Source organism: Actinotalea solisilvae (genome assembly GCF_016464425.1).
GTDB classification, from domain to species: Bacteria; Actinomycetota; Actinomycetes; order Actinomycetales; family Cellulomonadaceae; genus Actinotalea; species Actinotalea solisilvae.
In genome coordinates, this window is record NZ_JADDKQ010000034.1 from 1 (window position 1) to 11,453 (window position 11,453).

An 11,453-nucleotide genomic window follows, 5' to 3' on the forward strand; every position below is an offset into this window, starting at 1 on the left:
GAGGTCGCTGGTTCCAACCAGCGACCTCGACGTAGACCAGCGACCTCGGCGCTCGTGTGGATCGCGTCCGGTGGCCGCCCACCGGGGCACGGGGGTCCGGGTGGGTGCGTGAGGGCGGGACGTTGGGCCCGGGTGGGGCGTGCCCGATGCCCGCATTCTTGACACCGGACACAAACGGAACTAGACAAAGCCATACCAACATCTGAACGGGCAGAGATCGGGGTCGGCGTGTACGCGACGGAGCGGCAGCAGGAGATCCTGACCCGCGCGCGCCTCGACGGCCGCGTCGAGGTCAAGGACCTCGCGGACGCCCTCGACGTCACCCCCGAGACCGTCCGCCGCGACCTCACGGCGCTCGAGCGCCGCGGCGTCCTGCGCCGGGTGCACGGTGGCGCGATCCCCGTCGAGCGCCTCGGCATCGAGCCGGCCATCGCCGACCGCGAGGGCCGGATGGCGGGCCAGAAGGAGCGCATCGCCAAGGCCGCGCTCGACGAGCTGCCGGACGGCGGAGCGATCATCCTCGACGCCGGCACCACGACGATCCGCCTCGCGGAGCTGCTGCCGACCGACCGTGAGCTCACGGTCGTCACGCACGCGCTGCCGATCGCGATGCTGCTCGCGTCCCGGCCCACCATCACGCTGCACCTCCTCGGCGGGACCGTGCGCGGGCGCACCCTCGCCGCCGTCGGGCCGTGGGCCGAGCGCTCCATGGCCGACGTCTACGCCGACGTGACGTTCCTCGGCACCAACGGCCTCACGGTCCAGCGCGGGCTCACGACGCCGGACCTCGCCGAGGCGGGCGTCAAGCGCGCGCTCGTGGCCGCGGCGCGCCGGACCGTCGTCCTCGCCGACCACACCAAGGTCGGCCGCTCGGACTTCGCCCAGGTCGCGCCCCTGTCCGCGATCGACACGCTCGTGACCGACTCCGAGCTCGAGCCCGACCTGGCCGACGAGATCGAGGCCGCCGGCCCGCGGGTGGTGCGCGCATGAGCGCCCCCACGCCGACGGGTGCCCCGGCGCAGGCCGAGCAGCACGCTGCACCGGGCACCGGCACGGCCGGCGCCGCCCACCCCGCAGGCGGTGCCGACACCGCCACGACGTCCGACGACGTCCGACGAAGGAGAGAGATGAACGTCTTCCGCTTCTACGCCCCCGGTGACGTGCGCACCGAGGAGGCCCCCGAGCCCACGCCCGGTCCCGGCGAGGTCAAGATCCGCGTGCGCGCCTGCTCGATGTGCGGCACGGACGTCAAGATCTCGACGTCGGGCCACCAGCGCATCGTGCCGCCGCGCGTCATGGGCCACGAGATCGCGGGCGAGGTCGTCGAGGTCGGCGAGGGCGTCGAGGGCTGGGTCGCGGGCGACCGCGTGCAGGTCATCGCGGCCATCCCGTGCGGCACGTGCGAGTACTGCGCGGCCGGTGCCATGACGATCTGCCCGAACCAGGTCTCGATGGGCTACGACTTCGACGGCGGCTTCGCGCCGTTCATGATCGTGCCGCAGGTCGTGCTCGCGGTCGACGGCCTCAACCGCATCCCCGAGAACGTGTCCTTCGCCGAGGCCAGCGTGGCCGAGCCGTTCGCCTGCGCGATCAACGCCCAGGAGATCGTCGACGTGCACGAGGGCGACGTCGTCGTCGTCGTCGGCTCGGGCCCGATCGGCTGCATCCACGTGCGCCTCGCCCGGGCCCGCGGCGCGGCGCGCGTCTTCCTGGTCGAGCTCAGCCGGTCCCGGCTCGACCTCGCCGCGTCCGTGGTCAACCCCGACGCCGCCATCTGCTCGGCCGACCAGGACCCCGTCGAGGCCGTCAAGGCCCTCACGGACGGCCGCGGTGCGACCGTCGTCATCACGGCGGCGGCCTCCGGCGCGGCGCAGGAGCAGGCGCTCCAGATGCTCGCGCCCCAGGGTCGCGTGAGCTTCTTCGGTGGCCTGCCCAAGGACAAGCCGACGATCACGCTGGACTCCAACCTCGTGCACTACAAGGAGCTGACGATCGTCGGCGCGAACGGCTCGAGCCCCGAGCACAACCGCCGGGCGCTCGCCCACATCGCCGACGGCAGCGTGCCCGTCGCGGACCTCATCACCCACCGCCTCCCGCTCGACCGGGTCGCGGAGGGCATCGACATCGTCCGGTCGGGCGAGGGCATCAAGGTCACGGTCGAGCCGTGACGTCACGACGCCGGCCGCACGTGCGGCCGGCGTCGAGCAGGACCCGGTCCGCCCCCGGACCGGCAGCGACGCAGCAGGTCAACGACGATCCACGCCGCCCCGGGCGCCATGCCCGGTCGCGCACACCAGATGGGAGTGTGAGCCCGTGTCCGCTACGACGGCACCGGCACCAGGCACCGCCACGAGGGGCAAGGCCGTCCAGGTCAAGCTCCAGAGGTTCGGCGCCTTCGCCAGCAGCTTGATCATGCCCAACCTCCCGGCCTTCCTGGCCTGGGGGATCATCACCACCCTGTTCATCGCCGTGGGCTGGATGCCGAACGAGATCCTCGGCGGCTACGGCAACGCCGACACCGGGACCTGGCAGGGCGCGGCGACGCAGCTCGCGCTCGCCGAGGACGGCACGACGTTCCACCAGTACCTCGGCCTCGTCGGCCCGATGATCACCTACCTCCTGCCGCTGCTCATCGCGAACACCGGCGGCCGCGTGGTCTACGGCGCCCGCGGTGCGGTCGTGGCCTCGATCGTCGCCATGGGCATGATCGTCGGCAGCACCATCCCGATGTTCCTCGGCGCCATGATCATCGGCCCGCTCGCGGCGTGGGTCATGAAGAAGATCGACTCGATCTGGGCCGGCAAGATCCGTCCCGGCTTCGAGATGCTCGTCGACATGTTCTCGGCCGGCATCGCGAGCGCGGCCATGGCCGTGGGCGCGTTCTTCGGCTTCGCCCCGATCATCACGGGCGTCTCGAACTGGCTCGGCTCGCTCGTGAGCTCGCTCGGCGACGCCGGCCTCCTGCCGGTCATGAGCATCATCGTCGAGCCGGCCAAGGTGCTCTTCCTCAACAACGCCATCGGCAACGGGGCGCTCGTCCCGCTCGGCGCCCAGCAGGTCGCGGAGCAGGGCAAGTCGCTGCTCTTCCTCGTCGAGGCGAACCCCGGCCCCGGCCTGGGCATCCTCATGGCGTACACGCTCTTCGGCGTCGGCATGGCCAAGAGCAGCGCACCCGGTGCCGCGATCATCCAGTTCCTCGGCGGCATCCACGAGGTCTACTTCCCGTTCGTCCTCATGAAGCCGACCCTCATCCTCGCGGCCATCGCTGGCGGTGCGACGGGTGTCGCGACCAACGCGGCGTTCGGCAGCGGCCTCACGGGTCCGGCCGCGCCCGGCTCGATCTTCGCGGTCTTCGCGACGACGGCGCGCGACTCCTACGTGGGTGTGGCGCTCTCGGTCCTGCTGTCCTTCGCGGTGACGTTCGTCATCGCGGCGGTCATCCTCCGGGCCACGCGCAAGCGTGACCTCGCCAAGGGCGGCGGCGACCTCCAGGCGGCCATCGCGCAGACCGAGGCCAACAAGGGCAAGTCGAGCAGCGCGCTCGGCGCGCTCGCGGGCACCACGTCCTCGAACGGCACCGCGGGCACGCACCCGATCCACTCGATCGTCTTCGCGTGCGACGCCGGCATGGGCTCGTCCGCGATGGGCGCGAGCATCCTGCGCGACAAGCTGAAGAAGGCCGGTCGCGGGGACATCACCGTGGTGAACAAGGCGGTCGCGACGCTCGACGACTCGGCCGACGTCGTCATCACCCACGTCGAGCTCACGGACCGTGCCCGCGGGCACGCTCCGAGCGCGCGGCACATCTCGGTGGAGAACTTCCTCGCGAGCCCCGTGTACGACGACATCGTGCGCGAGGCCGTGGCGAGCCGGACCGAGACGGCGCCGGCGTGAGCGAGGTCCTGTCCCGGGACGACGTCGTCGTCGCGCACTCGGCCGCCTCGAAGGAGGAGGCGATCCGGCAGGCCGGCGAGATCCTCGTGCGGGCCGGCGCGGTGGAGCCCGCCTACGTCGACGCGATGCTCGAGCGCGAGCGCTCGATCTCGACGTACATGGGCAACTTCCTCGCCATCCCGCACGGGACGAACGAGGCGAAGGGCACGATCCAGCGGTCGGCCCTGTGCCTCGTCCGGTACGACGAGACCCTCGACTGGGACGGCAACCCCGTCCGCGTCGTCGTGGGGATCGCCGGCGTCGGCGACGAGCACCTCGAGATCCTCTCGAAGATCGCGCTCGTCTTCGCCGACACCGAGCAGGTGCAGCGCGTGCTGGACGCACCGTCCGCCGCCGCGCTGTACGAGATCCTGCAGCAGGTGAACGAGGCCTGACCGGTCGGTCCCCGGTGGCGCACGCGCCGCCGGGGACCGCCGCCCCTCGTCACCGCACCTGCACCGGCCCGCAGCCAGCCGCAGCCAGCCGTAGCCCAGGAGGCCCGCATGATCGTCACGGTCACCCCCAACCCGAGCGTGGACCGTGCGCTCGACCTCGACGCACTCGCCGTCGGCGAGGTCAACCGGGCGCACGCCACCCACGTGCACCCGGGCGGCAAGGGCATCAACGTCTCGCGCGCCCTCGTCGCTCAGGGCCACGCGACCCGCGCGGTCCTCCCGGCCGGCGGGCCCGACGGCGAGCTGCTCGTCCGGCTGCTCCAGGAGCAGGGCGTGCCCGCGCGTGCCGTGCCCGTGACGGGCGAGACGCGCTCCAACATCACGCTCGTCGAGCGCACGGGCGTGACGACCAAGGTCAACGCGCCGGGGCCACGGCTCGGCGCCGCCGACGTCGACGCGCTGCTCGCGGCGGTCGAGCTGGAGCTCGCCTCCGGCGCGCGGCTCGTCGTCGGCGCGGGCAGCCTCCCGCGCGGCGCGGGGGAGGACTTCTTCGTGCGGCTCGCCGCGCTCGCGGGCCGGCACGGCGTCCCCTGCGCGCTCGACACGTCAGGCGCGCCGCTCGAGGCGGCGGTCGCCGCCGGCGGGCTCGCCGTGGTCAAGCCCAACGACGAGGAGCTCGGCGCGCTCGTCGGCCGGGACCTGGTGGTGGTGGGCGACGTCGTCGACGCCGCCCGTACCGTCGTCGCCCGCGGGACGCACGAGGTGCTGGTCAGCCTCGGCGCCCACGGCGCGCTGCTCGTGGCCGCCGACGCGGTCTGGTGGGCGGGCGGCCCCCCGCTCGTGCCGGCCTCCACCGTGGGTGCGGGTGACACGACGCTCGCCGGCTTCCTCGCCGCCGCCGACGACGACGCGCCCACCCGGCTCGCCGCCGCCGTCGCGTGGGGACGCGCCGCCGTGCTGCTGCCGGGGACCGCGGTCCCCGCGCCCGCCGACCTCCACCTCGACGACGTGCGCGTCGTCGAGGAGCCCGACCCCGACCTCGCGCTCAAGGAGCTGTGAGGCCAGCACCACCCACGCGGCCGCCGGCGTCGACGGCCGCCCCACGGAAGGACACCGCCATGCCGCAGCGCACGGTCACCATCGGCTCGAGCGTCGGGCTGCACGCCCGGCCCGCGAAGCTGTTCACCCAGGCCGCGGCCGCGTCGGGCACCGCCGTGCGGCTCGCCAAGGGCGACGGGCCCGCCGTCGACGGGGCCAGCATCCTGCGCGTCATGGCGCTCGGCGCCAAGCACGGCGAGCAGGTGACGGTGAGCGTCGAGGGCGACCGCGCCGAGGAGGTCCTCGACGAGCTCGCCACGATGCTCGCGTCGGACCTGGACGCCGTGGAGGCGGTGTGACCACGATGGGGTCGATGAGCACCTCGACCGCCGCGGGTGACGCGGCCACCGGACACACCCCCTCGACCCCGGACGGCGCACGCGCGGTCCTGCACGGGTTCGGCGTCGGCCGCGGGGCGGTGGTCGGCCCGGTCGCACGGGCGCACCCCGCGCCGCGCGCGGACCCCGAGGCCCCCGCGCCCGACGACGCCGACGCCGCCGTCGTGCGCGTGGAGGAGGCGTTCGCGACCGTCGCGGCCGCGCTCCAGGCGCGCGCCGACGCCGCGGGCGGCACCATCGCCGAGGTCCTCGGCGCGACGGCGATGATGGCCGGCGACCCCGAGCTGATCGGCGGCGCGCGCACGCGCGTCCGGGGCGGGACCGCGCCGGAGCTCGCCGTCGAGCGCGCGGTCGACGAGTTCGTCACGACGTTCCGCTCCCTCGGCGGCTACTTCGCCGAGCGCGTCACCGACCTCGTGAGCGTGCGCGACCGCGTCGTCGCGCGCCTGCTCGGCCTGCCCGAGCCCGGTGTCCCCGCGCTCGCCGAGCCGTCGGTGGTCGTCGCGGACGACCTCTCGCCCGCGGACACCGCGGCCCTCGAGCTCGACAAGGTGCTCGGCATCGTCATCGAGCAGGGCGGGCCCACGGGGCACACCGCGATCATCGCGGGCCAGCTGGGCATCCCGTGCGTCGTGCAGGTCGTGGGTGCGTCGGCGCTCGAGGTCGGCGAGGTGGTCGCGGTCGACGCGGCCGCCGGCACGATCACGCGCGACCCCGACGACGACGTCCGCGCGCGCGTCGCGACGCGCGCGGCGGGCCTCGCGCGGCTCGCCGAGGCGACCGGTCCGGGCGTCACGAGCGACGGCCACCCCGTCGCGCTGCTCGCCAACATCGGCACCGCCGAGGACGCCGAGCGTGCGGGCGACGGCGTCGAGGGGGTGGGGCTGTTCCGCACCGAGGTGCTGTTCCTCGGGCGCACCACCGCGCCCACCGAGGACGAGCAGGCCGCCACGTACGGCCGCGCGCTCGCGGCGCTCGGCGGGCGCAAGGTCGTCGTGCGGACGCTCGACGCCGGCGCCGACAAGCCGCTCGCCTTCGTCACGCGCTCGGGCGAGGAGAACCCCGCGCTCGGCGTGCGGGGCTACCGCCTCGTCCGCACGGCCGAGGACCTGCTCCGCACCCAGCTGCGCGCGATCGGGCGCGCGGCGGCCGAGACCGAGGGCGACCCGTGGGTCATGGCTCCCATGGTCGCGACCGTCGAGGAGGCGGCCCGGTTCGCGGCGATCGCGCGCGAGGAGGGCGTCGGCACGGTCGGCGTCATGGTGGAGGTGCCGTCCGCGGCGCTGCGCGCGCGCGACCTGCTCGGCGAGGTGGACTTCATCTCGATCGGCACCAACGACCTCGCGCAGTACACGATGGCGACGGACCGCCTGCTCGGCGAGCTCGCCGACCTGCTCGACCCGTGGCAGCCCGCGGTGCTCGACCTCGTGGCCGCGGCCGCCGCGGCGGGCGTCGAGGCCGGCAAGCCCGTGGGCGTGTGCGGCGAGTCGGCGTCCGACCCGGCGATGGCGCTCGCCCTCGTCGGGCTCGGCGTGACGTCGTTGTCGATGTCGCCGTCGGCGGTGCCCGGGGTGCGGTTCGCCCTGTCCCGGCACGACGTCGCCCGGTGCCAGGAGATCGCCGCGGCCGCGCGTGCGGCGCGCACGGCGGGTGACGCTCGGGCCGCCGCGCTCGCGCTCGTCGAGGAGGACGTGCGGGAGGTGCTGGCGCTGGCGTAGGTCAGAGGCGTCTGGGGACCGTCGGACGGGCTCGCGCGGGTGTGCCGCGCGGGCCCGTCGGCGTCTCAGGTGCGTGGACCGGTTCGCGCGGATGTGCCGCGCGGGCCCGTCGGCGTCCTGTCGGTCCCACGCGCCGGGCGGCGGCGGACCCCTCCTCGCCCGGACGCCGTCCACAGGGGTGGGGTCGTCCCCAGGCCCGAGGGTCCGGATCGACGCCCGGTCGGTGCTCGCTCCTACCGTTGCCGCACACGACATCTCGGGTGGGCGAGGAGGCCGGCATGACGGAGGCGGTGAGCGGGTCGGGGGCATGGGCCACGCTGCTGGCCCGCCTCGACGCCGACGCGGCCGCACTGGCGTCCGCGCCACTCGACGGCATGGACGGTCCGGCCGCGCAGACCGCGCGTCACTCGCTCCGCGGCGTGCTGGACCGGCTCGGACTCGTCTCCGCCGCGCTGCTCGCGCGCATCGAGGCCGACGGTCGCTGGGGCGCGTCCGGCGGCGCGCGCGACGTGCCTCAGTGGGCCGCCCGTCGCGACGGCGTCTCCTACGGCGCGGCCCGACGGGAGGTCACCCTCGGTCGGGCGATCGAGCCCGCGGGCCCGTTGGCGGCGACGCGGGCAGCCGTGGTCCAGGGCGAGATCACGCTCGAGCATGCGCAGGTGCTCGCGGAGGTCGCGCCGACGTCCGACGCGCGGCGGGCCGCGCTCGCGTGCGACCTCCCGGACCGCAACGAGGCGTTCCTCCTCGGGCACGCGCGGCGGCTGCCGGTCGACGACTTCCGACGGGTCGTCCGGCGGTGGGCGGCGACGGTCGACGACGAGGCCGCCGAGCGCGAGCACCGCGCCGCCGCGGCTCGCGAGCACCTCACGCTCGCACGGCGTCGCGACGGGCTGGCCCTCTCCGGCTTCCTCACGCACGAGCACGGCGAGCTGCTGACGACCGCCCTGCGGTCGGTCGCCGGGGTGCCCGCGCACGACGACGAGCGCGGGACGGACCAGCGCATGGCCGCCGCGCTGACCGGCACGGCACGGCTCGTGCTCGAGCGCGGCCTCACCGGCGAGGGTGCGCTCGTCCGGCCGCACCTCGACGTCCACGTGTCGTACGAGACGCTCGAGCGGCTCACGGCGGAGGCCGCGGAGCGCGAGGCGGCGCACCGTGAGGCGGCGCACCGTGAGGACCAGGGTGCTGGTGCTGATGCGGGTGCTGATGCGAGTGCTGCTGATCCGCGTGCCGGCGCGGGCTCGGGTCGCGGTGACGGTGCGGGTCGTGGCGCGGGCCCGGGTGCTGGTGCCGGCGCCGGTCGGGGCCGCGGTGCGACCGCGAATGCGGGTAGGGGTCCTGGTGCGGACGCGGGTGCGGGTGCCGGTGCGGATCGTCGCGCAGGTGCCTCGAGCCACCGGGGTGGTTCCCACGGCGACGGCGCGTCCCCCGCGGCGCACGTGGCCTCACGCAGCCGCTCCGGGATCGAGCCGCGACTCGCGGCGCCGGCCGAGCTCGGCTCGGGCGTGCCGCTCCCGCCGTCGGCGCTCGAGCGCCTCGTGTGCGACTCGGAGGTCAGCCGGATCGTGTTCGGCCCTGCGGGCGAGGTGCTCGACGTCGGGCGTGCGCAGCGGTCGTACTCCAAGCAGCTGCGTCGCGCCGTGGTGGCGCGGGACCGGACCTGCGCGTACCCGGGCTGCTCAGCGCATCCGAACCTGGGCGAGGTGCACCACGGCCGCTGGTGGAGCCGAGGCGGCGGGACGTCGGTCGAGAACGGTGTGCTGCTGTGCTGGTACCACCACGACCTCGTGCACCAGCGCGGGCTCCGGATCGCGAGGCTGCCCTTCGGCTGGGACTTCCGCCGCGCCGACGGTTCCGCGCTGCGCGACGAGTCCCGGCATGCCGAGGGCGGTGTCGTGGCGGGCCCGCCGGGCAGAGCACCCGGGCCGCGCGGGGCGAGCCGGCCGTCGTCGCCGGACGACGGACTGTCGGGAGATCCACCCGACCGGCCGGACCTCCTGGACCTCGCGAGCGCCTGACGAAGGCCGATGCCGTCGCAGGCTCATGCCCCGCCGGCGCCTGCCGGTGCGGGGCGGCGACCGATCCCCCTGGTGTCCGCGGTGCGCCGGACGCCTCGCTGGGCGTCCTGGGCCTCCTGGGCCTCCTGGTGCGCCGGTCGCCTCGTTGGGTCCGGTGGTGCGCCGGTCGCCTGCTGGACCTCCTGGGCCTCCTGCGCCTCCTGGTGCGCCGGTCGCCTCGTTGGGTCCGGTGGTGCGCCTGCGCCCCGACCCCGCCGGGCTTCCTCGCGGTCCTCCGACCTCGGGCGGATGGGCGCGTCAGCGCGGCGTCGTAGCCTGGGCGCCATGCCTGACGCCGACGTCGTCGATCCCGAGACCGACCCGACCGCGACCTGGGGCCTCGAGCCCGAGGAGGCCTGGCGCCTCACGAGCCGGCTGGTCGCGAGCGGCCCGACCACCCTGGTGCGCAGCCCGCTCACGGGCGCGCCGCTCGCGGAGGTCCCCGTCTCGACGACCGACGACGTGCGTGAGGCGGTGCGCGCCGCACGTACCGCGCAGCGGGCGTGGGCGCGCGTCCCCGTCGCCGAGCGCGCCGCCGTCCTGCTGCGCCTGCACGACCTCGTCATCGACCGGCAGTCCGAGGTGCTCGACCTCGTCCAGCTCGAGAACGGCAAGGCGCGCAGCAGCGCCTACGAGGAGGTGGCCGACGTCGCGCTCCTCGCGCGGCACTACGGTCGGCGGGCCGGCGCCTACCTGCGCCCGCGCCGTGTGCCGGGCCTCATCCCGGGCGCGACGTCCGCCCGCGTGCTCCGGCACCCCGTCGGCGTCGTGGGCGTGGTCGCGCCGTTCAACTACCCGCTCAACCTCTCGATCGGCGACGCGCTGCCGGCGCTGGTCGCGGGTGACGGCGTGGTCGTCAAGCCCGACCCGCAGACCACGCTCACCGCGCTGTGGGCCGCCGCCCTGGCCGAGGAGGCCGGCCTCCCCGCGGGACTGCTCCAGGTGGTCGCGGGCGGCGGGGACGTCGGCGAGGCGCTCGTCGCGTCGGTCGACCACGTGGTCTTCACCGGGTCGCCCGCCACGGGTCGCCGGGTCGCGGCCCAGGCCGGCCACGCCCTCGTGGGCGCGACGCTCGAGCTCGGCGGGAAGAACGCCGTCTACGTCACCGAGGACGTCGACGTCGAGGTCACGGCCGAGGGCGTCGTGCGTGCGTGCTTCTCCAACACCGGCCAGCTGTGCGTGTCCATGGAGCGCCTCCTCGTCCACGAGACCGTCGCCGACGCGTTCCTCGCGGCGTTCCTGCGGCGCGTGCGGGCGCTGCGCCTCGGCGCCGGGCTCGACTACTCCGCCGACGTCGGCTCGCTCACCTCCGCGGTCCAGCTCGCGCGCGTCCAGCGCCACGTCGAGGACGCGATCGGCCGGGGTGCGACCGTCCTCGCGGGCGGCGTGCACCGCGGGGACCTCGGCCCGTTCTTCTACGAGCCCACGGTCCTCGACCGCGTCCCGCGCGAGGCGGCGGTCGCGACGGAGGAGACCTTCGGTCCCGTCGTCAGCGTGCAGCGCGTGCGCGACGACGACCACGCGGTCGCACTCGCGAACGACAGCGAGATGGGGCTGGCCGGGAGCGTCTGGTGCCGGGACGTCCCCCGCGCGCACCGCGTCGCCGCGCGGCTCGAGGTCGGCGCCGTGGGGATCAACGACGGGTACGCGGCCGCGTGGGGCAGCACGGCCGCGCCGATCGGCGGGGTCAAGGCGTCCGGCCTCGGCCGCCGCCACGGCGCGGAGGGCATCCACGCCGTGACCCGCACCCAGGCCGTCGTCGCGCAGCGCGGCGCGCAGCGAGGCCTCGGGCTCGGCCGGCTCTACGAGATGCCGGCCGAGCGCTGGACCGAGGTCTTCACGGGGGTCCTGCGCGTCGCCAAGCGGCTCCGCCTGCCCTGAGACCGGGCGGGCGCCCCCCCCCCGGGGGGGCGG

Annotated in this window: 10 protein-coding genes; 9 read left to right on the plus strand and 1 reads right to left on the minus strand. The window is 75.4% G+C overall.

Annotated elements, in window-relative coordinates; translation table 11 throughout:
* Positions 1-228 precede the first annotated feature (228 nt).
* Together JIG38_RS19380 and JIG38_RS19385 are read left to right on the plus strand one after the other, a co-directional pair.
* A complete protein-coding gene (locus JIG38_RS19380) occupies positions 229-990 on the plus strand; it encodes a DeoR/GlpR family DNA-binding transcription regulator (RefSeq protein WP_199425284.1) in 762 nt (253 codons plus the stop codon).
* Positions 987-2,168 (plus strand): alcohol dehydrogenase catalytic domain-containing protein, encoded by a 1,182-nt coding sequence (locus JIG38_RS19385; protein WP_233405300.1) that lies wholly within the window; start codon positions 987-989, stop codon positions 2,166-2,168. Before JIG38_RS19380 ends, JIG38_RS19385 begins: the two co-directional genes overlap by 4 nt.
* 78 nt (positions 2,169-2,246) lie before the next feature.
* On the opposite strand, the gene JIG38_RS19390 is transcribed toward JIG38_RS19385, so the two are convergent.
* Positions 2,247-2,414, minus strand: coding sequence for a hypothetical protein (locus JIG38_RS19390; protein WP_199425285.1), 168 nt, complete (start codon positions 2,412-2,414; stop codon positions 2,247-2,249).
* Between JIG38_RS19390 and JIG38_RS19395 the strand changes: the two genes are divergently transcribed.
* The 7 genes from JIG38_RS19395 to JIG38_RS19425 all read left to right on the plus strand — a co-directional run bounded on the left by JIG38_RS19395 (position 2,413) and on the right by JIG38_RS19425 (position 11,420).
* Positions 2,413-3,894 (plus strand): PTS mannitol transporter subunit IIBC, encoded by a 1,482-nt coding sequence (locus JIG38_RS19395; protein ID WP_199425286.1) that lies wholly within the window; start codon positions 2,413-2,415, stop codon positions 3,892-3,894. The two genes, JIG38_RS19390 and JIG38_RS19395, sit on opposite strands and share 2 nt — an antisense overlap.
* Positions 3,891-4,328, plus strand: coding sequence for a PTS mannitol transporter subunit IIA (locus tag JIG38_RS19400; protein WP_199425287.1), 438 nt, complete (start codon positions 3,891-3,893; stop codon positions 4,326-4,328). The genes JIG38_RS19395 and JIG38_RS19400 overlap by 4 nt, the downstream gene beginning before the upstream one ends.
* Before the next feature lie 108 nt (positions 4,329-4,436).
* On the plus strand, positions 4,437-5,387 hold the full coding sequence (pfkB, locus tag JIG38_RS19405) for a 1-phosphofructokinase (protein WP_199425288.1): 951 nt from the start codon (positions 4,437-4,439) through the stop codon (positions 5,385-5,387).
* A 59-nt stretch (positions 5,388-5,446) separates the two neighbouring features.
* Positions 5,447-5,725: an HPr family phosphocarrier protein gene (locus JIG38_RS19410; RefSeq protein ID WP_199425289.1), complete on the plus strand. Its 279-nt coding sequence runs from the start codon at positions 5,447-5,449 to the stop codon at positions 5,723-5,725.
* A gap of 14 nt (positions 5,726-5,739) precedes the next feature.
* A complete protein-coding gene (gene ptsP / locus JIG38_RS19415; protein ID WP_199425290.1) occupies positions 5,740-7,482 on the plus strand; it encodes a phosphoenolpyruvate--protein phosphotransferase in 1,743 nt (580 codons plus the stop codon).
* A 278-nt stretch (positions 7,483-7,760) separates the two neighbouring features.
* The gene (locus JIG38_RS19420) at positions 7,761-9,500 is read left to right on the plus strand and encodes an HNH endonuclease signature motif containing protein (RefSeq protein ID WP_199425291.1); all 1,740 of its coding nucleotides are present in this window, start codon (positions 7,761-7,763) and stop codon (positions 9,498-9,500) included.
* Between the two features lie 324 nt (positions 9,501-9,824).
* Positions 9,825-11,420, plus strand: a complete 1,596-nt coding sequence (locus tag JIG38_RS19425) for a succinic semialdehyde dehydrogenase (protein ID WP_233405301.1) — start codon at positions 9,825-9,827, stop codon at positions 11,418-11,420.
* The last annotated feature ends 33 nt before the right edge of the window (positions 11,421-11,453 follow it).